This is a genomic window from Parabacteroides gordonii MS-1 = DSM 23371 (assembly GCF_000969825.1).
Classification (GTDB): domain Bacteria; phylum Bacteroidota; class Bacteroidia; order Bacteroidales; family Tannerellaceae; genus Parabacteroides; species Parabacteroides gordonii.
Genome location: NZ_KQ033919.1, coordinates 2,208,526 through 2,233,677, shown reverse-complemented (window position 1 = coordinate 2,233,677; position 25,152 = coordinate 2,208,526). Strand labels below are relative to the sequence as shown.

The window sequence follows — 25,152 nt, the reverse complement described above, 5'->3', positions numbered from 1 at the left end:
AATTATATCTGGTTAAATTGTTCATTCCATAATTTGCAGTAAATTCCCTCCGTGTGTATTAACTGATCGTGAGTCCCGCTTTCCATCATTTTGCCGTTTTCCAGAACGATGATAGTGTCTGCATGTTTTACCGTACTTAGCCGGTGGGCTATTATTATGATCGTTTTTCCTTCTTTTGCCAGTGCGGAAAGCGTTCGTTTTACATATTTCTCAGATATTGAATCCAGCGAAGATGTTGCTTCGTCGAATATCAGTATTTCCGGATTCTTGTATAAAGCACGTGCAATAGCGATCCGTTGCTTTTCTCCGCCGGACAGGGAAACTCCATGTTCCCCTATCTGTGTAAGATAAGCGTTGGGCAGTTTTTCAATGAAATCCTTAATACCTAGCTGATCACATAACTGCATGATTTTTTGCATGTCAGGCTCAAAGTCTCCTAACGCAATATTTTCAATGATCGATCCGGCGAATAGTTCGATTTGTTGTGGAACTGTTCCTACAATTTGTCGTAAACTTTCGTTATTTATTTGAGTGATGTTGTAATCTCCGATTCGGATACATCCTGTCTGAATAGGGTATAAATTCTGTATCAGGGAAATCAGTGTAGTTTTTCCCGAACCACTTTCCCCGATAATTGCGGTTGTTTCGCTTTTATGGATGGAGAGATTTAAAGATTCGAATACCTGCTTGCGGGAGCCATACCGGAAAGCTACGTTCTCAAATTGAATGTTCCCGACCATTTCCGGTTTTAAAATGATTTTATTGGTTTCATCTTGTTCCCTTTCCAAATCCATAATCTGAAAAAGGCGATCTGCCGCGATCATCGCATCTTGTATGGTCTGGTTTGAACTTATTAGTTTCCCTACAGGCGTGAGGATATAACCGACCAGGGAATAAAATACCATAAGGGTTCCGGGAGTGATCTCTTTATCAATTACGAAATTGCTTCCTGCCCATAACACAGCAATGGTTATACTGGTCGAGATAAATTCAATTCCTCCATTGGCAATGATTGCTCCGTAAGCACTGGTATATGTGTTTTTTAAAAGGTGTACAAACCTGATCTCTGTTTTCAGGTTGGCGAATGATTCAATACCGAAACGCTTAATCGTGGCAATGGAGTTTAAGGATTCTACCAGTTGTGATTCCAACTCGGCACTACTTTCCATGATGTTGCGCTGGTATTTTTTATTCAGCCTGTTAAAAAGTACATAGGTAAGGATAAATAGAGGGGCAGAAACCAGGGTAATAGCTGCTAACTTCCATGAATAAACGAACATGACGATGAGGGTAAAAATCATGATAAGTAAGTTCACTGCTAAATCCAATGAAACATTATTAATAAAGTTGCGTATTTTAACGGCATCATTGACCCTGGAAATGATTTCACCAACCCGCATCGTATCAAAAAACTGTTGCGGTAAGGTTAGTAAATGTTTATAATATCCCAGGATTAACGATGCATCGATACGTTGTCCTGTTTTTAATGCTAAAATGCTTTTCATTGAACCGACAAATGTCCGGAGTAATATGATAAGTATCATCAGAATTCCCATCAGGTTCAATAGGTTGATATTCCGGTCAACTAAAACGTAGTCCGTGATTTTTCCTGCATAGATGGCAGTGGATAGCCCCAGTATACTATAAACCAAAGCACCGAATAATGCCTGTCCCATTACGCTTTTATGGGGACGTAATAATTCAATGAAACTTTTCAGCGTACTTTTTCTGAGATTGCCTTTTTGAAATGTCTCAGCAGGGTGTAGCAGAACGAGAATACCTGTCCATTCTTTCTTAAATTCCTCATGCGATTTCTTATGAAGTTTTCCATCTCCCGGATCCATGATCAGAATATATTTGTCGGTTACCTTATAGATAACGACAAAATGTTGCAACACTTCTTTAACTACAACATGTGCTATAGCGGGTTTCGGTATCTCTGTCAGGCACTCGAAAGGGCCTTTGACTCCTTTCGCCTCCAACCCCAGTTTTTTAGCGGCTTCGATTATACCTAAGATATTAGTTCCCTTTTTATCCGTGAAAGCATATTGACGAATACGGGAAATAGGGAACTTTAAGCCGTAATGGGCTGCGATGGATGCCAGACAAGCAGCACCGCAATCTGTGATGTCGTGTTGTTTGATTTTTATTTTATGGTTCATAGAGCTTGTGTGATTGAGTTGCTGTTGTATTGTGTCGGGTTAGCCCAGTCGTCCATTTTCTGATATAACAGATCGAACAGGGAGCGCCGTGTGATTTTGAAATGGCTGATCACAGTCATTCCTTTTTTGAGTTTTCCCTGTACCCCGTTTTTACGTATCAGATGGTCTTTTTCCAATTTGCATTTTACCTGATAAAATGCGTTGTTATTATTATCTGTCAGGAAATCCGAAGATATTTCCGTTACCAATCCTTCTATGGTTCCCCATTCGTTATAATTGAACGACTCGACTTGTATACTTACCGGCATACCGATATGGATATATCCGATATTTCGGGGAGTAACATAGATTTCGCAACATAGAGTCGAGTCCGGACTGATAATAGCAACAGAGTTTCCTGTTTGTATATTACTTCCTTTATAGATTCCTCTGAAATAGTCGAGTGTTCCGCTTACCGGACTCGTGATAACGTAAAGCTCTTTGTCTTTAATTTCCTGATTTAAAGAAGAGAATATCTCATTATAAGAATTTGTATAACTATTCAGGTCGGTTTGCCATTTACTGATTTGATTATCTTTTAATGAAGCCAGTTCATTATTGATTTTGTTATATTCGTACTGGTACTTTTCATATTCCTCGGCTGCAATTACTTTCTTTTCATAAAGCGCCTTGTTACGTTGATAGTCTTTGATTGATTTTTGTAAAGTTGTTTTATATTCTTCCAGCTGTTTGATGAAGTAACTGTATTCTTTCCGGCGGGTATCAGAAGAAAATATATCCGGACGTTTGCCTTTGGCCAGTTCCTTCAGATCGTTTATATGTTCCTGTAAATCACGTAAACGTTCTTTATGATAATTGATTTTGTAATTTGCATTTGACGAGCGGAAGGTTAATATAGTATCGCCTTTGCTGATTTTCAATCCTTCTTTGGTGTATACAGAATCCACGAATTCTGTTATACTCGCTTTTATCTCAGTCTTTTCTACGGCAGGACGGATTATTCCTGCATCCTGTACCGATACATCTACATAAACTAACGGCAGCGAAATGATAGCTGCCGTTAGTGCAAAAAGTACTACCCAGTATATTTTCTGGGATTTAGTAGGATGCTTGTCTATATAGGCATCGATACTGTTGGTGATTAGGGGAGAGGGGAGTAGTTTCATCGTTTCAAATTTTAACCCATTCTAAGCAACGAGTACCGTTTTCCATATAATAAATTAACACCCATTGTCCTGCAAAAATGTCTGTCAACTCTTCTTCGCTTAATTCTGTCATTTTGTTATTTGTTCTCATGTTTACTAAGTGTTTGTGTTGATTAATTATTATTTTTACCACAAAAATAGATTTCATGGAGTTGATGTTATGTTATCTGTATGTTATGATTTATGTTATCTTTTTTATTAACATAGGAAGTTTTTAATTATTAATGTTTTACGTTTAAATGCTCACTAGTATGAGAATAAATTATATATGGACTACTTTTATTATTGCGGTCATAGTCTTATTGCTCTCTCAGTTTTTTTGGTTACATAATATGTATCATATTCAAAAAACGGATTTGGAGGAAAGACTTAATATAATATTGGTAGAGGCTGTACAAAAGGAATTAGACAAACGTTTTTTATATTCGGATCAACAGACTGAAAAGAGTCCGGAGAAAAAAGGAGATTCGTTTAAATTTTTTTTGGATAATGATAAAATACAGAGTGAGGGGTTGCTCGCCTTGCAAAATGAGGCTTCTCAACGCCTGATGGTTTTCGAAAATAATAATTTCGACTTGTCTGTATTAGATAGTATTTACAATGCTATGTTGGAACAACAGAATATAGAAATGGAATATTATTTATGTTATCAGGATTCGATGAAAGTCTTGGATTCGGTGGGGGATAGCTCTTTGCGGGGAATAAAAAGTAAAGAAGTTCCAATCGTAAATGATACAAAAGTTCAAGCGATATTCTCTATCACTATGCCGTTGGTTTTGAGTCAAATGTTTTGGATGCTTGTTGTTTCAGTTTTAATGTTTTTGTTGATTATCATTTGTTTTGTTTATGAATTGAGGGTCATTTTCACCCAGCGTCGCCTTACCCAACTACGTGATGACTTCTCTCATGCGTTGGTGCATGATATGAAAACTCCGTTAGGTACGATTTATATGGCTGTTGACCAATGGGGAAAAGGAGTTCTTGATAAAAATCCGGAACTGCGGTCTAAGTTTTCAGATACGGCAATGGCACAAGTATTGAATTTGCAGGCTTTAGTCGATAAGATATTGACTATAGCATATCTTGAACAAAAGAAATTGATATTGGATCCTAAAATTATGGATCTGTCAAACATGATTCAAGGGTTGGTCGATAAGTTTTCCATTCAAACTAAAAAGCCTGTCAGTTTTAAAATCGATATAGATTTAGAAAGTACTCATATTATTGCCGACCCTGTTTATTTAACGAATGCAGTCAGCAATTTGATTGATAATGCGATTAAATATTCCGGTGATTCTGTAGCAATTGATATTTGTTGCCATTCAAGCGATAATCAGTTATTTATAGAAGTTAGCGACAATGGCTTCGGTATTTCAGAAAGAGATAGAGAAAAGATATTTGAGAAATTTGAACGTGGAGCAGCCGTAGGTAGAAAAGGGGCAAAAGGGTTTGGATTGGGACTTAATTATGTGAAACGGGTGATGAATGCACACGGTGGAACGGTCTCTTTATCGAGCTTGAAAGGACAGGGTTCAAAATTTGTTTTATATATGCCCCTTAAAGTATCGTTTATTTGATTTCCTTTTCCTATATTTGAGCAAGCACAAAACTAATCATTATGAGCAAAATAAAATTACTTCTTGTGGAAGACGATGAGTCTTTGTCCTTTATAGTGAAAGGAAGTCTGGAATTGACCGGAAGTTATGAGGTTTTTGTTGCATCAAATGGAAAGGAAGGCCTGGAGGCATATGTCTCATTTAAACCGGATGTGATTGTTTCTGATATTGAAATGCCGGAAATGTCAGGGGAGGACTTTGTTGCACAGATCCGCCAGGGAGATAGAAAGACGCCCATCTTATTTGCTACGGCTAAAACTTCCCCTCAGGATTTGATACGGGGATATCAGTTCGGGATTGATAATTACATACGAAAACCTTATTTGTGTGAAGAATTGGATGCTCATATTCGCGGAATATTAAAACGGGTAGGGGAGAATGATCCGGTTAATGAAGTGATATCAGTTAATCAGGATACGTATCCTCTGGGACTTTATATATTCCATGTCAAACATCAGTATTTGCAATTGGGGGATAAACATATAAAGTTGTCTGTCCGTGAGACGAATATCTTATGGATGCTATATGAGGAAAAAGGAAAACTTGTCAGACGAACCGATATACTCGATAAGCTTTGGGGAAAGGTTGACTTTTATAGTTCGCGTAGCTTAGATGTCTTTGTCAGGAATATTCGCTTATATTTAAAAGAGGATCCTTCTGTAGAGATAATAACGGAAAGAGGAGAGGGACTTATCCTGAGGTTTTTACCAACTAACGCGGACTTCGGTATCTTTTAGTATTAACTAAGGGAGAAACTAATTCAAAACTACCGACTAAGTCTTTTTAGGGTGTACACCCTGGCTGATTATACTGTACACCTTAACTTTCCAGCCTGTACAGCCTGGTGGATTATCCTGTACAGGGTAGTTTTAGTAGGTAAGGACTTTTGTGCTAGTAGGTCGGCACTTAACAATTAGTAGTATACTATATTCCGGTTAGTTGTTGCTGTAGATGTTTGCTGTGTGACAGGTGGCAGATGCGGTTGCAGATGTTTTATTTTATCTGCAACCCTTTATGTCTTAATCTATAGTCTTTTATCTGTTTGTGTGACAGATGACAGATGTTTTCTGAAAACTTTGTGTATAAACTATTTGATCTGTGCATAATTCACCTGCGGGGTACGGATACCCGGCTTCAGTTCGCCGTTGACGATGATCAGGCTGTCGCCTGTCAGTACGGCACCGGCTCCGGCACGGGCTAATTGTTCGTAGTTACCCAGCTCTTTCCATTCTTTGGTAAAGGTATTGTATTGCAACAAGGCAGTGTTGAATTTGTACCATTCCACCGGATGATGCATGTATTCTTTCGCTTCTCTTTCCAGGCAATCGATACCGGTCGTGTCAAATTGTTCTACCGCCTTGGCCATCCGTTTCGGACGGTTGATGGCGTTAAAGAAACAGTCGTAATTGACGCCACTCATCAGCAGGATCGAACTGTCACCGTATGAAACGGCACAACCTCCGGTAAAGGTACGGGGATCTCCGTTGGCAAATACAGGCAATTTCGTTTCCGTTCTCCACGTTTTTGATGCCGGATGGTACGAGAGCATATCTGTCGGTACGATCGCGTCCATATCGTTTTGTATCGGCTGGAAACCGCCGGCCAGATAGATGCGTGTACCGTCTTCTGCCTTTTGGGCGGCTAAAACGGGTTGGACGCGGGCTGCTCCCGGGAAGCCGGGCAGACTGTTCCAGTTGCTTTCCGTGGCCGGTTCCATTGACAGGAAGGTGTTGCAGGGATGCGTGTCTTCGTTTCCTCCGGCTACGTAAACCGTGTTGTCGATGTATGTGGCGGAAAGATTGTCCATAGGAGCCGGAAGTGAGGGCAGTTTGCGGATATCCGCCTTTTCATCGGTCTTATTCCATGACAAGAGGTAGACATCCGGAAAGAATGAATCGCTATTGTTGCCTCCGATGCAGACGATGCCTTCGGGGGTAGTGACTGCTGCGCCATAGGCTACCGGGTGAGGCAGGTTGCCTGCTTTCTTCCATCCGGCAGCCGGAGCAGAAAGGTTGAGGGCGAATATATCGCTGTAATATTTCTTGGCTCCTCCTTCCGTAACGGGTTTGTCGGGGAAGTTACAACCGCCGGCTACCAATAGTTTTCCGTTACTGATGCCGACAAACGGAGCCGATACTCCCAGGGATGCCGTATCTGCCATTCCGGGCAGGTCGGGTAATTTACTCCAGTTAATCATGATCTCTTTCGGTTTTATTTCAGTTCTAAATGTTGATGCAGGAAGTTCTTCCCCATTGACCAGGTTGGCGCGGGTAAAAGGCTGCCAGCCGTAACGTACCAGTTTCGGATTAGTAATCTTCTCGTTCCATACCTTGACTTTGCCACCGATAATCTCCGCTTGGGCAGGGACGAACAGGCCGTCGTGTTCGCCTATCTCAAATGTGCGTACAGGTTGTCCGTCGGAGGTGTGCAGGCCTTCCGCATAATCGAAGGAGATATAAGCGGCTGCGTCTTTGAATTCGATAGAACGGAACAAAGGCCCTGAAGGAATTACCGGTTGTCCGTATGTTTTGTTCAATGCCCAACGAGCCAGGCGCTCCCCTATTTCGCGTTTGTATCTTGGATGTACATTCAAGGAATCTCCCCGGTCGCTGCTGACAGCCATGCCGCAATTCGGTATTGTTTCCATCATTTTGCGTTGGCTGTTGCGGAACCATGTCCAACTGGGGCGGTCGATACTGGATAACTGGACGTAATAGAACGGAAGCTCTTCCTGCCAGTTTTCGCGCCAGCTGTTCACCAGTAACGGGAACAGGCGTTCGTGTGTTTCGATATTCTGTGCGTTCGATTCGCCCTGGTACCAGATTACGCCTTTTATCGGGTATTGTTGCAATGGTTCGATGCCTGTCTCATAAAGGTAGCAGGGTTCGTACGGGTGACGCTGCAATTTATTGGTCGACTTTTTGGTGTTGAGCATGGCACGGCCGCGTACCCAATCCTGGATAAAGTCGTTTTGTGTCCAGTCGTACAATATATCGGTGAAATCGAACTCCAGTGTTTTCCTGTCTATCCAGGCTTCGGTTCCCGAGCCGCCTATGGCATTCAGGATAAGTCCGACCGGAACCTGCAGGCTGTCCGACAACATTCGTCCGAAAGCGAAAGCTATGGCTGAAAATTGATCGGCTGTCTGTTCGTTACATGTCGTCCATTGCGTGTCGTGGTAATATTGCAGGCGGTTGAGGGAGTCCATTGCCGAAACATCCCATTCCACCGCATTTGTATACCAGTGGGGCTGCATGTTGAAAAGGCGTATCTGCGGTTGCTTGCCGGCATATTCGAGTAATTCCTTATGTTGGCTGTCTATCAGCTCGTCTACCCGGAATGCCATGTTGGATTGTCCGGAACAAAGCCATACTTCGCCGACCAGTACATCCTTATAAACCAGCTTCCGGGAAGCCGGAGTTTTCTTTCTGTTCTTTTTATCTGTCGGTGAAAAGGCTTCGATAGCCAGTTCATAAGGCCCTCCTGCCTGTAACGGATCGAGTGTGACAGACCATTTGCCGTTGGTGGCTGTTGTTGCCTCTCGCTTTTGTCCGGCGATCTGAACGGTTACTTTTTCGCCGGCATTGGCCGTGCCGTTGATTTGTAGTGGTTTTTCCCGCTGCAGAACCATATTATCCGAGTAAGTGACAGGCATTTGTAGACCTCCGTAGTTGCCGGTCAGCTCCTGATAAATCGTCTTAGCCAGGATCCCGGCACCTTCGGCAGTCGGATGAAGAGCGTCGGGTAACAGATCCGGACGGTTGTAGAGGCAGGCCTGCAGGTCGATCAGTCCGGTATTGGCCAGACGGGCTATTTCTTCAATCGTTTCCTGCTCCATCCGGTACCAGTCGCGTGTTCCTGATTTGAAGCGTGGATGGCGGTGCGAGATCGGTGTCATCCGGCAGATCCATATCCGGCAGTTGGGATTCGTTTTACGGAAGGAATCGATCAGGGAGAGATAATCGCTTACGAAATCATCCCTGTAGTTGGGCCAGTTGCGCGGATCGGTATCGTTCAGTCCTAAATGGATAACGACCCGGTCGGCGGCAAAGCCGAGTGCTGCTTTGTACTCGGCCTGTTCGCGGTAAGGACGGTGTCCTTTGTTGAGGAGCGTCGCACCGCTTTTGCCGAAGTTCATTACTTCGTAACCATCTCCCAGCATACGCTGAAGCTGAGCCGGGTAAGCGTTTATTTCCCGGTTTTCTATGCCTGCGCCGTATGTTACACTGTTACCTACACAGGCAACCTTTACCTTGTTCTGGGCATAGGTCACTGTGCAAAGCAACAGGCATAAGAATAAAAGAGTCCTTTTCATCGTATAATGATCTGTTTATTTCTTTTTATCGGGCGAATAGATCAGTCCGTCTACCGCCTTTTCACCGTCAGGTGTAACGAATACGAAGGTGAACATCCATTTGTTCAGTCTGACTTCCGGCAGCGTGAATTTGCCTACGGGAAGTTTCAGAAATACTTTATTCCAGCCTTTCTGAAGATGTACCCGGATAGGATCTCTGGCTACGCAGTTCTCGTTGCCCAAGGCTATTTCATTCGATTTCTCTTTGTGGGTAGCTGTCCAGACGGGTGGCAGTATCTCCCGGTCGTTCAGCCATACGCGGCTTCCTTTGTAGTCCCATTGTCCCTGTGGCGGTGCCAGATCCATTTCCGAACGGCCGTAGTTCTGGAATTCGATCCAGGCACCTGCTTCCTGTTCTTTCGGGGAATAGACCCATGTCCAGGCGTAGGCCGTATGGTTTTCTTCGGGATCTTTATAGAAGCAGGGAATGAGGTTGCCCCATACATGGCGCAGGTAGACTCCGGCTCCGATGGTTTCGCCTGTTCCGTATGTTTTTCCGTCGTAGACATAGCTCTCCTTCAGTTCTGCTTCGGGTGGGAATGTGCTGTTCAGGTCACCGTTGTTGGGGAATGCATCGGTGATACGCCATTTTACGTTCGTCTGTTTTACGTAAGCGAACGGGTATCCTTTGAAATTGTGTTCTTTATGCCAGAGCATACGTTTCTCGAATCCGGCAAAGGAGATATATGCCCGACTATCCTCGGAAGGCAGGTTCGTACCCTCTTTGTCGAAGTATTCATAGCCCCCTCCCCGCCAGGAACGGTCGGCTATGGCCAGCATGTTCGGGTAAAGGCCGTTTTCCCGGATTATGTTTTCTTCCGGTTCCACCAGGCGGTCGTTCCAGATGGCCAGGATGACACCGGCCATATCGTGGTTGCCTTCGGTATGGTTGTAAACCGTGCTGTTATATAAAGCACGGATGTCGGCAAAGGTATCGAAATGGTTCAGGTAATGGAAACGGGAGTCGATGGCAGGTATCCCCGGCTGGGCTTTGCCGCGGTAACTCCACAGGTGTGTCATATCGATCTCTCCCGGTTGATAATGCCATCCCGGGTTCCAGGAGATCACTTTTTTGCCTTTTGATCGTACGAATGCAACCATTTCAAGCACAAATTGCGGATTGGTAAACTTTACTTCGTCCGTTCCGATATGCAGGTACGGAACATCGAATGTTTCGCATACCTCTTCGATCAATAGCTTCAATATCTTCATCCCTTCCGGGCTTTGCATGTCGTGGCGGAAAGTACGGATGAAAGCGGCGCTGTGTCCCGGCATGTCCAGCTCGGGGATAAGTAATACCTGATGTTGTTTGCAGAATTCAACCAGTTCCCTGGCTTCTTCCAGTGTGTAATACTTGCCCGGCATACGGGTGGTATTGATACTGTCGTTGATCATCGGGAAGATCTTGCTTTCCAGTCGCCATGACTGGTTTTCGGTGAGGTGCCAGTGGAATACGTTGATCTTATAACGTGCCAGCATGGCTATTTCGCGTTTCAGCTCTTCCATCGAGATGTAAGAGCGCCCTACGTCCTGCATCAGACCGCGGATACGGAAAGCAGGCCAGTCGGTAATTCGGCATCCGGTGATGTATGATCTGTCGCCTTTCTTCTCCGTCAACTGCCGAAGGGTTTGGATGGCCCAGTAAACACCCTGTTCCGTTGTTGCTTCAATAGAGATACCCTGCGATGAAACCTGTAGTTTGTAGGCTTCGTTCTGGTTGATGGCTGCTTCCGGCAGATTTTCCACCAATGTTACCCGGAAAGTCCTTTTGCTGGCGGGATTTACTTTGATATTGCTTTCCTGCAACCAGTCGGTAACCATTTGTCGGGTTTCGCCAGCCAGTGATACCGAAATATCTTTTCCGGAGAATGTTTGCTTTGTCCAGTCCACCTGCTGCGGCCAGGGGAGTAAGTTCAGACTACCGGCAGCATAGACCGCCGGTAGCCATAAACAGAGTATAAGTGTTATGAACAGTTTGTGTTTCATCCTTATTCTTTAATAAGGTCGGAGATCTTGATCGCCTGGAAAGTCATGTGTGCCACACTCGATTCATAGAAGATACCGACAGTTTCCTTATCAATCATAGACAAACAAGTGTAACCCCATCCTTCGGCTTCGTCGAGTAATACCTGATGTTCTGCCGGCCAGGTCAGACCTCCGTCGAGACTGGCTTTGATCGTGATATGGTTACGTCCTTTCGTTGTGTTTGGGTTGGAGAATAATAATAGTTTCTTTCCGGTGATGTTGTCATCGGCATCTACCTTGATGAGACTGGCCATACATACCGGTTCGGGAAGCGCGCTACGGCTGGAAGGGTGCTCCGTCCATGTTTTGCCCAGGTCTTTGGTCGTTGCCACGGCACGGCTGCCGCCACGGTTATCACGCATGTTGAGCATTAACACTCCCGGTTCTACCTCTGCCACTTGCGCTTCGGTCGTGTTGGTGCGGGCCAGGTTATGGATATGCCATGTTTTGCCGCGGTCTTTGCTGTACATTACCCCTGCGTTGGGAATGCGTGTCGCATCAATGAATTGAATCGGAAATACCAGTGTACCGTCCTGCATAGTGATACCGCGTCCCGGCCCTTGCAGCAGGAAGTACCACGAAGGGTCTTTTACCTGTGAAGTGATGTTGATCGGTTCGCTCCATGTCTTACCGTCGTCTTCACTCTTTACCAGCACTAATTGGGCCGTTTCATCGGGAGTCATACCCGGCATCGAGTTCCACCAGGCACGTCCGTTACCCATTCCGTGTGTCCAGGCGGCAACGATCCAGATCGTGTTTGTCTTTTCATCCACAAGGATGGACGGGTCGCCTACGCCGTTCTGGGCATGGGGTAAACCGCCGGTTTCACCGAATGTCATGGCTACCTGCATCGGTTCCCAGGTTTGTCCTTTGTCGGTGCTGCGGCTTACGCCTATATCGACCATTTCCTGAAGGTCGACGCTGCTGTTGTAGCGGATGTCGTATACCCCCAGAAGAGTTCCGTTATTGGTAGTAACCATTCCCGGGATGCGGAAAGCGGCAGAACCGTCGTCACCTGCCTGGCGTACTCCTACACCGACGCGACGGGGAGCCTCTGCTTTCCCTTTCCAGGCTATTGCAGCCGGTTTATTGTTGATGACTGCTTCGGGCATTGTGAAGGACACTCTCGATAGTAAAGACGTTTCAGGTTTCATTTCGATACTTACCCAAAAGTAATTCGGCCCTTTTACCATTGGCTGTTTGGAAGTCAGTGTGATGGTGTTTGCCGGTGCGGTCACTTCATCCTGTTTTACGGAATAAGAAGGATTGGCTACGCGTGTCTTTCCCGGTGTGAAACTTGTCACATAAGTAACCGGGTTGAAATGCGTGCCTTCTCTTGCCGGCGCTTCCGTTCCGCTATAAAATAACCGGATCGCTTTGATGTCCGACAGGTTTGTCTCGTTACCGAACTGTAGGGTGAACTTATTTAATACATCCCCCTTCTGTGCGGGAATACGCATTTCCAACAGCACATTGTCTGTACGGTCGATCAGAATAGGAATCTGCTGTTCCCTTACGTACAAGCTGTCTGCTGCAAAGGCGGTTTGTGCGATGAATAGAAGACAGAGATAAAAGATGCTTTTCTTCATGATAATTGTTCTATTGTGTTGTTTGTTAAAATTAATCCGTCATATTAGCCACTTTGGGACGAAGGAAACAGATCTGAATGATCAGGGCGATCGCCACGAGTCCTGCCAGCATCGCAAAGTCGTGTCCGAGATTACCGGCATCTGTCGATCTGCCTAAGAGATCTGTGATGGCTGCCCCGGCAAATACTCCGGTCATATTCATGATACCGTAAGCTGTAGCACGGTAACGTGGTGAAATGAACTGGCATAGGATCGGCATATTGTTGGCATCGAAGATACCGAAACCGATACCGAAGCAAAGACCACCGCCGACAATCATCAGGAAGTTATGCCCGAAACCGAGCAATAATAACGATGGAATGGTCAACGCCAGTCCGATGGCTCCCGTGTAAACGCGTCCCCGGACGTTTGTCTGTATCCATTTGTCTGATAAGATACCGCCCACAATAACCCCGATGAATGAAGACAAGGCGATCGTAATTGTCGATAGCGGGCCGGCTTCAGACATATCGATCGACAGGTTTTCCGAGAACAATGTAGGTAGCCAGTTCTTGGTAGCCCAACCCGGTAAACTCGGTGTTGCGAAGTAGAGCAGGATGATCCAGAAGGAAATGTTCGTAAACAACATTCCCATTCCTTTGAGAGCACCTTTGACCGGGTTCTCTACGGCAGCTCCTACTTCTTTTATCTTATGGACGATATGATCTTTCTTATCTTTCAGGAACAGGATCAGGATCACGCTGTATGCTATTCCGACAATCCCAAACCAATGGAAGGTCGTTTCCCAGGTGAAAGCGCTTGCTACTGTCGCACCGAAACCGCCCAGAGCCTGCCCGGTGTAAAGTCCGGTCATGTGGATACCTACGGCCAGCGAACGGGTCTTTCCCTGGTGATAATCGGTGATCAATGATAATCCGGCAGGGATATATAAAGCTTCGCTTACCCCCATCAGGGCACGGAGGAAATAGATCTGGTTGAAGGTAGTGCAATAACCCATCATCAGCGTAACGAACGACCAGACGAACAGGCTTCCTACGATCAGCCACTTGCGGTTTACCCTGTCGGCAATCATTCCTGCTACAGGACTCATGAATCCGTAAATCCAGAGGAATACGGCCATCAGGCGGCCGAAATTTGCCGCCGATTCCAGTTCGGTGATGTCGATCATCATCGCATCTTTCATGGTAGAGAGCATTTGGCGATCCATATAGTTCAGTAAGGCTACGCCCCATAACAGACCGACAACTACCCAGGGATAGATTTTTTTATTATTCATATCGTTTATTGTTGGATAGGGAAAAACAAAGTTTGGTGTAGGTTTTTATTTTGAAAGAATTTCTTTACAAAGCAAATTACATTTGAGAAGCATCCGGGGGATGTGGAACGGGCCTTTATACATATTACCTTTGGCCGGCTGCGACAGTGTTCCGTCGTAATGGAAATAGCCGTACCATTCGCCATATTCTCTGTCCGGGAAACGGGCGTAGGTATATTCGTTGATCATTTGGTGCATTTCAAGATACTTGCTGTCGCCGGTAGCTTCATAAGCATATAATGTGGCGATAATGGCTTCGCACTGGGGCCACCAGAATTTCATATCATGCCAGTATTCCTGCTGAGGAAGGTTCTTGCAGTCTCTGAAATAAGTGATTCCACCGTAGGTCTTGTCCCAACCCCATTCCCAGGCCCAGTCGAGGATGGTTAACCCCATCTGCTTCAGCTCCGGATCCCAGTTCCTGTATTTGGCTTCTTCCAGAATGAACCAGGCTGTTTCGATGGAATGGCCCGGATTGATGGTACGTCCCGGAATCGAGTCGATGAATTCGCCATTCGGGCCTACCGTCTCGAGGATTGTCTTAAACTCCGGCTTCATGAAGTCTCGTCGAAGTTCGCTGATCGATTCGTCTATCTGTCGGTTCAGGACTTCGTCGTCGATCGCTTCCCGGATACGTGCGGCCGTATCGATCAGGATCATACAAAGGGAATGTCCTTTGGCTATGAAACCTTCCCTGAATTTAGGTTCCAGCAGTCCCGGTGTATTTTTATAATGAAGAACCTGCTTGAACAGTTTAACCGCTTTTTCTGCATAACTCTTATCACTCGAAGCGATCGAGTATTGAGCCATGGCAATGGCAGCAAATGTTTCAGAGAATACATATCTTCTTTTGCGTACCGGAACACCGGTTGCCGTTACTTCGTAGAACATGCGTCCGTCGGTGTCGAAACAGTATTTCTCGATGAAATCGATCCCGTTTTTACATGCCTGCAACCATTCTTCGCGTTTCTCTATATTATTGTAGGCATATGCCAGTATAAAAGCGAACCGTCCCTGAAACCAGACAGACTTGTTTGAATCCATCAGTGAGCCATCCCTGTTCAGGCAGGTAAAATATCCTCCGTTCTCCTTATCGATACCGTATTTCAGCCAGAAAGGCATGATATCGTTCAAGAAGTCGTTTTTATAGACGTCTCCCCAGTAACCCAGGTAATCAGCCGGTTGGTTTATATTTGTCTTTGCATCCATAAGGCCTTAGAATTTGTTACATCTTTCAAAGAAATTGATGGCTTCCAATTCTGCTTTCATGGCTACCTCTTCGGCATCTGTCATGTTCTGGAACGGAGTACGGTTTTTACCGAGGTCGAGACCGATCAGTTTCATGATGCGCTTTCCCCCTACGATATTTCCGCGGTAATGGCAAATAACGTTGATTACCTCTTGTGAGAAGTTCTGTTTTTCGCGGGCTGTTTCCAGGTCGCCGGCTTCCCATGCTTCGATAATTCCTACCAGTTCTTTTCCGTTATAGTTGGTGGTTCCGCCGATACCGCCTTGTGCTCCGCCCATAGCCAGGCATGGTAGAATTGTTTCGTCCTGTCCGTGAAGCATATCGAATTTACCTTCTTTATACAATCTGCACTGATTGTATTCATACAGGCTTTCGTACGTATATTTAATGCCGGCAAAGTTTGGAATGCGTCCGTCCACCGCTTTCAGAAAATCAACCATAGAAAGGAATGCCCCGTTGAATGCCGGGATATGATAATAATAGAAAGGTAGTTCCGGTGCACCGCAGGCAATTTCTTCGCAATATTTTACCAGCTCTTCCACACGGTTCACCTTAGGAAAAGGAGAAGCCATCGCACCGATACCCCACGCACCGATCTTTTGAGCATGAGCAGCCAGATTGCGGCTTGTCTTCACGCAGGTACTTCCGACATGCACGATAACTTTGAATCCTTTAGGTGCAACTTCCACCCATCTTTCAGCCAGTTTCATGCGTTCTTCTTCATTCAGCATATATCCTTCGCCGGATGATCCGTTAATGAAAACGCCTTTCAATCCGTTCTTAACAAGTAGCTTGGCATAAGCTTCAATGGGTTCGTAATTCACTTCTCCATTTTCATAAAACGGAGTAAAAGGAGCATCGATAAGACCTTTAATTCTTTCCATGGTACGTAGTATTTTAGTAGTTATTATATACTGTATTTTAAATACATGGCAAATATAAATAAAATATTTTAATAAATGGATAGTGATTTGAGAAATATTTTCCTAATAAGTGGAATTTGTTTTCAACTATGTTAGATGTGTGGAAATTTGTGGAAACAGTCTTGGTTGGAGGAAAATAAAATTCCAAAGAAGGAAAGTTGCTTTATATACAACAATCCTTCTTTGGAACTCAAGATTATTTCTAAATTTATTTTGCTCCTGCAACTTTATAACCTGGAGTTTGGTTCAAGGCAGGGTTGTTGGTCAGCGTCGTTTTATCGATCGGCCATAATAACTTGTCAGTATTTCCATTTTCTGCCAATGTATGTTCGAATACATATTCATTACCAAAACGGCGCAAATCATACCAGCGTTTGCCTTCCATGATAAATTCTTTAAAACGCTCTTCTAAAATAGTTTCGTTGATATCTTTATCATTCGGTTGATTGGGGAAACCGATTGTTTCACTATCGTAGTTTTCCCCATAAGCCCGTTGACGTATCGCATTTATTTCTTCTGCCGGACTTTCTCCCAACATTGCTTTTGCCTCTGCCAGCATAAGCAAAAGGTCTGCATAGCGGTATATAGGATAATCATCACATAAAGAGCGGCTGTCACCAGCATCCTGTACTCCCTGGTATTTATAATTAAATACGCCTATAAGATCCAGTGTTCCATCTTCCAGTTTATTGTAAGCACCTTTCAATGTTGCTAGTTTGCGGCTGTCTTTATCGTCATATCTATCCATATTGTCTTTTTTAATACCCAGACGGATCAGGCCTAATCTGTTTTCTTTTGTCAGGTCGAATTTTTCTCCGGTTGCAGCATCGTAATAGGTGGATAAGTAGTTTCTTTGGGGGAGAAAACTACCGCCAAAAGAACCATTCCACAAATCATATTCTTTGAGTTGATTCCGGAAAGCAAAAATGATTTCTTTATTTCCTTTCTCTGTATAGGCAAAAATGTCACTGAATTTTTCCATCAAACCAAGTGAAGAAACATTGTTCTGTATATCTGTCAAGGCACTTTTGGCAACGGTTGCATCTCCATTACCTCCTCCCATTTGTTTTCCAGACCAAAGATATACTTCGCCTTTTAACATTAATGTCGCCGCTTTTGACCACATGCTTTTTTGTCCTTTGATGGTATAATCCGAACCAAATGCATTTATAGAAGCTTCAATATCTGCTTTTATTTGTGTCATTACATCGGCTGCCGGAGATGCTTCTTTTGCCATATTGGAAACATCTACTGTAAATGTTGGTTCAGTTGTAATGACTGCGTCTCCCCATGACCGTAAAATATGGAAATAATAGAATGCCCGTATACCATAAGCTTGCCCAAGGTAATAGTTTTTCTGTTCTTCGGTCAATATTTCAGTTTCACTGGAACGAAGTATCATTAGATTTAACTGATTGATATTCTCATAGAATTTACCGTAATTAGAAATACCCGGGTTTTCTTCGTTTAAAGTATTATACGGAAAGCGCTCCATGCCCTGTGAAGCTTCACCTCCGAATGGTAAATCACCAAAAACGTCGCTTCGTGCTTCCCCTAAAAGGAAGAAATTATAGGCATGTTCTCTGAAGCGAGTGTGCAATCCGGTCATGAAAGCATCGAACTGGTCAGCCGATTTCCAGTAATTCGCATCTGATATGGAACTGATTGGCTTCATATCCAAAGATGTACATCCTCCTATGAAGAGCGATGATATTATGGCTATTGATAAAAATATTTTTTTCATATTGCTTTTAATTTAAAGTGGTTGTCAGAATGAAACAGAAACACCTAATAATACAGTTCGTGGCATAGGATATCTACCTTCGTCTACTCCGGCATTATCTTTCTTGACTGCCGGTTCGGGTGACATTCCCGTATAACCGGTAATATAGAATAAGTTTTGCCCTGTTATGTAAATAGAGGCATCACTCAGTGTCGCTTTTTCAATAATTTTTTTAGGTAAACGATAACTTAATGTGATCTCTCTCAATGCCAGGTAGTCTCCTTTTTCATAGAAACGGGAACTGTTATTATTGATATTGGGATTCGCATTGTTTGAACGTGTTATGTTCTTCTTTCCTAACTGGTCTGCATAATAGAATTTAGGCAGATCAGCATTGACATTCTCGGGAGACCAAGTGTTATAAACGTCTTTTATTATGTTGAAAGAACCTTGATATTGTCCCAGTGAACGTGCAGCAAGGTCATTGTAAATAATATGCCCTAATGCATAGTCGAAGCGAGCAAACAAAGAGATGTCTTTATAAGAAAGATTTGTAGAAAATCCTCCTGTCCATTTAGGTAAAACATTTCCGACTTTTACACGGTCATATTCGTTGATCACACCGTTATTATCGAGGTCTGCCCACATAACATCTCCCGGTTCAATCGGTTTTTTACCAATCTTTTCCTTATCGCTCATCTGCGCCCATTTGTTTGGCCCATATAGTTCAGCGACTGCGTCATATCTGTCACCGGCATTAGCTTTTACGTCATCCCAGTCTTTGAAAATACGTTCTTGTTTATAAGCATATACTTCGCCGAGAGGTTGTCCTTCCTGGTATCCGCCTACCCAGGTCACTTTTCCGGATTTAGGATCATATACTTCCATACCTCCCTGACGGTTATTTTCGTTACCATTGTAAGGCAATTTAATGATTTTGTTATGTACCAACGATGTGTTGAATGAGAAATCCCAACTGAATGCTTTGGGGTTCGAAAGGATATTAAGTTTTACTTCTGCTTCGAAACCGGTATTACGCAAGCTACCCAAGTTTGTTCTGATATTGCTGAAACCCGTATATCCGGGCAATTCCAGGCTGGTCAGCAAGTCGCTGGTGGTACGGTTATAATAATCTAGGATCAGGTTGAAGCGATTGTTTATGAAGCCCAGGTCGAGACCTACTTCAAAAGAATTACTTTTTTCCCAGCGAAGGTCGCTGTTGATCAGTCCGGTATTCAGGAAACCAACGTTGCCATTATAAGGAATAGGAATACTGGAACTGTTGTTGATCGTGTTGTATTCTCCATATACTTCATAATTGCCTAGTCCGGCGACATTACCATTTACACCGTAGCTGACACGTGGTTTAACAGTAGATACATATTTGGCCACTTCTGTATCTTTAAAGAATGATTCTTCGTGCAGGTTCCAACCAGCGGAAACTCCCGGGAAGAATCCCCAGCGATTATCACTTAGTTTGGATATGCCATCATAGCGGGCAACAACAGAGAACAGATATTTGTATTCATAGTTGTAATTGACACGGGCGAAGCCTGATAGCATGCGATAACCATCTTTATAAGAATAGACTTCCGTTTTGTCACTTGATCCGTTCAGTGTAGGAATATCGTCACTGGGGGCTTTATTTCCTTTCGCCTGTAGCTTGAAGCGGTTGTAGTCGAAATACTCGCCACCGATCATTGCATCCAGATTATGTTTCTCTATAAATGATTTATTGTAAGTCAATGTGGCACTATGTTGCTGTTGGAACTGACGTTCATACATACCACGGGCGTTGCGTGTATTGTTGGGAGTTGAGCTGTTCTGTGTCTGATATTGTTTATCGAAATCTTCTTGCTCGTTATCAATATAGTAAATTGAACTATTTTCATTCAATGCCAGTCCGGGAATAATTTCCCAGCTTCCTCCAATATTGAAGGTTGTCCGGCGTACATTATTGATACGTTGTAGTTTGTCTTTCCAATAAAGAGGATTCCCGTCAGCAGATCCGACACCGGCAGCAGGGTTCCCATCTTCATCATAAGGATTTAGGGTCGGCCATAAACTCATGGAGCGATAGAACAGCTGTGCTTCGCTGATCCATAACCCTGGTTTTTTTGAAAATGAATAAGTTGCTCCTGCATTGATTTTAATGTTGTCGCGAACCTTATAAGAACCATTGATATTTCCTGTGAAACGTTCATAAGAAGTTCCGACAACCTGTCCTTGTTCATTATAATATCCGAAAGATGTCAGGAAAGTTGCTTTGTCATTTCCTCCGGTTACACTGAAATAATGATCCTGTGTAAATGAAGGATCATTGAATGCTGCATCCATCATTTGACCACCGTAGTCTTTAAAGATCAGCTGTCCTTCGCCATCGTACGGGTCTGTCATTTGCTCCCATCCTTCATTTAGAAGATGTTTGTTTTCATCTGTCAGATAATGAACAGAGAAATGATTTCCGGCATTGGTTCCATAACCGGTTGTGTTATTTACCTGTTGCAATGTTCTCGTATAGCCGGCATCATTGATGTATTTATTGCCTAGTCGATTATAATACAGGAAGTCTCTGGCTCCAAGGAACTCATAGCCTTTGCGGGCAAAGTTCATACCGCCTTTAAACTTGTAAGAAACAGTCGCTTTCCCTTCTTTGGCTCTTTTAGTCGTTACAAGGATAACACCGCTGTTGGCACGAGCTCCATAAATCGCAGTGGAAGCCGCATCTTTTAGAACCTGGATAGATTCTATGTCGGCGGGGTTTACGTCATTCATGGAACGTACGATACCATCAACTACAACTAGTGCCTGATTGTTTGCAGGGTCACCCGTAATAGTAGCTCCCCCACGCAAAACGATGTTAGGTGCCTCTCCTGGCTTACCGGATGTATTTACAACACGTAAACCACTCACTGTACCTTGCAGTGACTGTCCGGCATTTGAGATTGCTACATTTTCAAGCGCTCTGTTGTCCAACTTGGAAATAGCTGTGGTTAGGGTTGCCCTCTTTTGTTGTCCACCGTAACCGGTAACAACAACTTCATCCAGTTGCTCTGCATCTTCGCGTAAGATAACATTTACTTTTGTTTTTCCGGCTAATGGAACTTCCTGCGTTTTGTAGCCGATAAATGAAAATTGCAAGATTGCATTTTTGTTAGATACAATAATGGAGAAATTACCATCAAGGTCAGTCACTGTACCATTTGTGGTTCCTTTTTCCACAATAGAGGCGCCCGGCACGGAGAAATTAGACTCATCCATAACTGTTCCTGTGATAGTTATCTGCTCTTGTCCCCATGCAAAAGCAGGAAGCAGCATAACAAGCACTAAAATCAGGAAATTTTTCTTCATAATAAATTACTTTTATTTGTTAATAACCAAGGTTGAAACTTGCGGATAAATATGAGTTTATCTCGTATATTGACAGAGTTCGTGACAGACTCTGGTATATTAAGATGCAAGAGAGGATTGTTTTTATGTTTTTTGTTCTTTTCATTATTGCAGACAGAAAAATATCTATTATTTAAATACTGCGCAAATATAAATAAATTATTTTAATAATAAACAAATAGTAAAAAATATATTTTCGATACAGACCAGCCTGAACTAAAAACATTCTTAATTCAAGCTGTAGATATAAATATTCACAAGTAGTAGTAAGGGGAAGAATTAAAGTTTTGGTAAATCTGTATAAAAAGAGAGATTAATATCGTATCATTCCTAAAATTTTACTTCGTGATAACAAGCAAGCTCCCAACACTCCAGCTCGTTCGCCTAGTTTAGACAATCTTATTTCAGTATCCTGACTCACTAAATTAAGGGAGTATTTCCGTATAGCACTCTTTATCGGGAGGCTGATGTATTCTCCAGTCAGAGATAATGCACCACCTAAAACGACCAGTTCCGGATTGAATATATTCATTAAACCAGCAATCCCTCTGCCTAAATTCAATCCCATTTCTTCCAATATTTCAATACAAAGCACATCTTCTTTTTGTATGGCTTCAATCATATCCGCCAAAGTTATTTTTTCATTTTTATCTATTTTAGCCGCAAGGATCGTGCTACTGCCCTCTTTATATCTTTCTAATAATTTACGATGCAAAGCTGATCCTGAGGCTTCTGTTTCAATGCATCCCTTCTTTCCGCAGTGACAGAGAATCTCGTTATCAAAGAAACAAAAATGACCGAACTCTCCGGAAAAACCGGATTTGCCATAATACAATTCTCCATTAATAAAGATAGAAAGCCCTAGCCCCCAGTTCAGATTAATAAATAAAATATTCTTTTCACCTTTAACAACTCCCTGCATATACTCTCCATACAACATGGCACGAGTGTCATTCTCAATATATATCTTGATTTTTATGCGTTCTTCCAATATTTGAGATAAAGGCTTTTCTTCAAAGTAAAAAATACTGTAGCTGTAACCTGACTCTGGTCTAACACGACCGGAAATATTGACTCCGACTGCTAACACTTTTTCACGTGATACAGGTAAAGAGTCTATAAAAGTATTTATCAAAATACATAATGACTCAAGAGCTGCCGGAGTATTTTCTAAAACAAATGGAATGTTTTCTTCTATCCTCAATTTTTCTCCTTTAAAATCAACAGCCGCAATATTGATCTTATCCCGAAAGATATCCACTCCCACAAAATAGCCTGAAGTTGGGTTCAGTCCGTAAATATTAGGTTTACGTCCACCACTGGTTTCTTGCTTCCCAAAATCTAGTATATAACCGTCTTCTTGTAACTCGCCAATCAGCTTAGTTACGGTTGGAATGCTTAAGTCCATTTCCTTACAGAGTTCTGCTATCGTAGCATCACCATTAGCAATATAATAATGTATGATTTTCTTTTTAAGAGACTCATTACGGTTATTGTCGGTAGTGATAAGAAATTTTGTATTCATGGCCTTATTTTTTGCTATTTATTGTATGATTGAACAAATGTAAATAAATATATTTCAAATATAAGCTTGTTAAAATAAAAAAAGCACAATATTTCAACTCTTCACTTGACTTTCCACATAAGCTAATACTTATAAGATATTTTTTACACTCTTTTTAAATCTATTTAAGCCATTATTTACCAGAGTCTGTCACGAACTCTGTCAATTTAATATACCGGCAGTTTTATTTGCTTAAAAATAATTTAGTGATATGCCTGTAATGTTGATTCCAAAGTAACAATACAGGAAAATCAATTTTGGCAAAAACAAATTGCCAATCTTCGCTCTGATTTAAACATTAGGTTTGTATATTTGCCTCCATGCTAACAAAATCTATCGACGAGGAACTATTAGTGAAGGAACTGACCTTGGGAAGCCAGAAAGCTTTTCAGGTACTATTCATGCGCTATTATCCTAAGATCCGTGGTTTTGTATACGGTTTAGTTAAATCGGAGCAGGATGCAGAGGATATTTCCCAGGAAGTTTTCTCTAAAGTATGGGGGAACCGGGATAAGTTTGCCGATGTAAAGAACTTTGGCGCTTATCTATTCATCTTATCTAAAAATACCACTTTCAATTTTTTGGAAGCTCAACAAATACGTATCGAAAGATTAAAAGAAAAACCATTTGAAGAAGAGACCAATGACTCTCCGGATGAAGATTTAATAGCCAAGGATCTGCAGCTTTTGATCGATATGGTAGTAGAAAGCATGCCTCCACAGCGTAAATTGATCTATCAGTTGAGCCGTGAGATTGGATTGTCCAACCAGGAGATTGCCGAGAAATTACAATTAAGTAAGAAAACAGTTGAAAATCACCTGAATTTGGCGTTAAAAGAATTGAGAAAAGTTTTATTATATCTATTGATACTTTATTTGTGTTAAAATATTGGGGGCGAAATGCCCAAAAGGAGTCTTTATAATATAATGTTAAGGACAGAATGAGTTATATAAAAAAAATAGTTGATTATTTCTTTCATCATGACTTCTCGGAAGAGACGATAAGGAAAGTGCATCAACGATTGACAAAGGAAGATGATAGGCCGGAGGTAGACGATGCGCTGCTGTCGGTCTGGGATACTATGGGGTTCCCGGAGATGAACGAAAATCATTCAGAACAGGCTTTTTCTCAATTAAGCAGACAGTTAGGTTTCTCAGAACAAAAAGAACCCGTGCGGAAATCTTTACGGCCGATGTCATTTGTTATGAAACTGGCGGCTATATGGCTCTTACCGCTGATCATGCTTTCTTCTTCCGTTTATTTTTATTGGCAGGCAAATATAGCTAAAGATGCGGTAGCGGATGTTTTGCTGATCGAGCATTTTGTTCCGGCAGGCAAACGTGAACAGATCATTCTTCCGGACAGTAGTCGGGTTTGGTTGAACTCCGGTAGCGTATTGATTTATCCTTCTACTTTTATAGGACAGACACGTGATGTTTATCTGTCTGGTGAAGGTTATTTCGAGGTTGAAAAAAATACAGAACAACCTTTTATCGTGAAAGCCCGTACATTGAATGTAGAAGTATTGGGTACGCGCTTTAATATTCTCGCCTATCCGGAGGTAAAACAGATTGCAACCACACTTGAAGAAGGCTCCGTAAGGGTATGCCTGCAGGATAACGATAAGAAAGTATATCATCTGGTGCCCGATGAACAGTTGGTATATAATATAGACTCCGGAATAGCGGATATAAAACAGGTAGTCTCTGCTGATTATTCCGACTGGCGCGAAGGAGGTTTATTATTTGACAACTACTCTTTTTCGGATATCATCCGTATTTTGCAACGTACATACGGAGTAAATGTACATTTGCAGACATCTGTTTATAATAATAACAAAATAACGGTACATTTTAATAAGAATGAATCGTTGGAAAATATATTCATGCTTTTGAAGGAGTTAATTCCCGGACTTGAATATCGGATTGAAAATAAAGATATCTTTTTGAAATAGGCAAAAAGTATTTTTTTGCGATGTAATTAAAAAAAGTTTTAGTTTCGATTGGGTGCAACGTTTTTTCCATCTGTCATTATAGA

At 42.6% G+C, this 25,152-nt stretch carries 16 protein-coding genes; 4 read left to right on the top strand and 12 right to left on the bottom strand.

Annotation, left to right across the window (positions count from 1 at the left end; all coding sequences use genetic code 11):
- Window positions 1-2: 2 nt before the first annotated feature.
- The 3 genes from HMPREF1536_RS08760 to HMPREF1536_RS08750 are packed head-to-tail and all read right to left on the bottom strand — an operon-like array spanning window position 3 to window position 3,515.
- Entirely contained in the window at window positions 3-2,162 is a 2,160-nt protein-coding gene (locus tag HMPREF1536_RS08760) for a peptidase domain-containing ABC transporter (RefSeq protein WP_028730080.1), read from the bottom strand.
- Window positions 2,159-3,328: an HlyD family secretion protein gene (locus HMPREF1536_RS08755; protein ID WP_028730081.1), complete on the bottom strand. Its 1,170-nt coding sequence runs from the start codon at window positions 3,326-3,328 to the stop codon at window positions 2,159-2,161. Before HMPREF1536_RS08755 ends, HMPREF1536_RS08760 begins: the two co-directional genes overlap by 4 nt.
- A 4-nt stretch (window positions 3,329-3,332) precedes the next feature.
- Window positions 3,333-3,515 (bottom strand): hypothetical protein, encoded by a 183-nt coding sequence (locus HMPREF1536_RS08750; protein ID WP_028730082.1) that lies wholly within the window; start codon window positions 3,513-3,515, stop codon window positions 3,333-3,335.
- A gap of 103 nt (window positions 3,516-3,618) precedes the next feature.
- On the opposite strand from HMPREF1536_RS08750, the gene HMPREF1536_RS08745 reads away from it, so the two are divergent.
- Together HMPREF1536_RS08745 and HMPREF1536_RS08740 are read left to right on the top strand one after the other, a co-directional pair.
- Window positions 3,619-4,944, top strand: a complete 1,326-nt coding sequence (locus HMPREF1536_RS08745) for a sensor histidine kinase (protein WP_157395743.1) — start codon at window positions 3,619-3,621, stop codon at window positions 4,942-4,944.
- 41 nt (window positions 4,945-4,985) lie between these two features.
- On the top strand, window positions 4,986-5,720 hold the full coding sequence (locus HMPREF1536_RS08740) for a response regulator transcription factor (RefSeq protein WP_044193551.1): 735 nt from the start codon (window positions 4,986-4,988) through the stop codon (window positions 5,718-5,720).
- A gap of 350 nt (window positions 5,721-6,070) precedes the next feature.
- Here the strand turns inward: HMPREF1536_RS08740 and HMPREF1536_RS08735 are convergent, their stop codons facing one another.
- The 9 genes from HMPREF1536_RS08735 to HMPREF1536_RS08695 all read right to left on the bottom strand — a co-directional run bounded on the left by HMPREF1536_RS08735 (window position 6,071) and on the right by HMPREF1536_RS08695 (window position 23,076).
- A complete protein-coding gene (locus HMPREF1536_RS08735; RefSeq protein ID WP_081693432.1) occupies window positions 6,071-9,298 on the bottom strand; it encodes a cyclically-permuted mutarotase family protein in 3,228 nt (1,075 codons plus the stop codon).
- A 15-nt stretch (window positions 9,299-9,313) separates the two neighbouring features.
- Window positions 9,314-11,323: a family 20 glycosylhydrolase gene (locus tag HMPREF1536_RS08730; protein ID WP_028730083.1), complete on the bottom strand. Its 2,010-nt coding sequence runs from the start codon at window positions 11,321-11,323 to the stop codon at window positions 9,314-9,316.
- Window positions 11,324-11,325: 2 nt separating this feature from the next.
- Complete coding sequence (locus HMPREF1536_RS08725; protein ID WP_028730084.1) at window positions 11,326-12,951, bottom strand: sialidase family protein; 1,626 nt, start codon at window positions 12,949-12,951, stop codon at window positions 11,326-11,328.
- Between the two features lie 31 nt (window positions 12,952-12,982).
- On the bottom strand, window positions 12,983-14,227 hold the full coding sequence (locus HMPREF1536_RS08720; protein WP_028730085.1) for an MFS transporter: 1,245 nt from the start codon (window positions 14,225-14,227) through the stop codon (window positions 12,983-12,985).
- A gap of 45 nt (window positions 14,228-14,272) precedes the next feature.
- Window positions 14,273-15,475 (bottom strand): AGE family epimerase/isomerase, encoded by a 1,203-nt coding sequence (locus tag HMPREF1536_RS08715; protein WP_028730086.1) that lies wholly within the window; start codon window positions 15,473-15,475, stop codon window positions 14,273-14,275.
- Between the two features lie 6 nt (window positions 15,476-15,481).
- Window positions 15,482-16,399 carry a dihydrodipicolinate synthase family protein gene (locus tag HMPREF1536_RS08710; RefSeq protein WP_028730087.1) on the bottom strand — a complete coding sequence of 306 codons (918 nt, stop codon included), beginning with the start codon at window positions 16,397-16,399 and terminating at the stop codon, window positions 15,482-15,484.
- A gap of 247 nt (window positions 16,400-16,646) precedes the next feature.
- A complete protein-coding gene (gene nanU / locus HMPREF1536_RS08705) occupies window positions 16,647-18,182 on the bottom strand; it encodes a SusD family outer membrane lipoprotein NanU (protein ID WP_028730088.1) in 1,536 nt (511 codons plus the stop codon).
- Window positions 18,183-18,206: 24 nt separating this feature from the next.
- The gene (locus HMPREF1536_RS08700) at window positions 18,207-21,512 is read right to left on the bottom strand and encodes a SusC/RagA family TonB-linked outer membrane protein (protein ID WP_028730089.1); all 3,306 of its coding nucleotides are present in this window, start codon (window positions 21,510-21,512) and stop codon (window positions 18,207-18,209) included.
- A gap of 352 nt (window positions 21,513-21,864) precedes the next feature.
- Window positions 21,865-23,076, bottom strand: a complete 1,212-nt coding sequence (locus HMPREF1536_RS08695) for an ROK family transcriptional regulator (RefSeq protein ID WP_028730090.1) — start codon at window positions 23,074-23,076, stop codon at window positions 21,865-21,867.
- Window positions 23,077-23,435: 359 nt separating this feature from the next.
- On the opposite strand from HMPREF1536_RS08695, the gene HMPREF1536_RS08690 reads away from it, so the two are divergent.
- On the top strand, window positions 23,436-23,999 hold the full coding sequence (locus HMPREF1536_RS08690) for an RNA polymerase sigma-70 factor (RefSeq protein ID WP_028730091.1): 564 nt from the start codon (window positions 23,436-23,438) through the stop codon (window positions 23,997-23,999).
- A 56-nt stretch (window positions 24,000-24,055) separates the two neighbouring features.
- Window positions 24,056-25,069, top strand: a complete 1,014-nt coding sequence (locus HMPREF1536_RS08685; RefSeq protein ID WP_028730092.1) for a FecR family protein — start codon at window positions 24,056-24,058, stop codon at window positions 25,067-25,069.
- The last annotated feature ends 83 nt before the right edge of the window (window positions 25,070-25,152 follow it).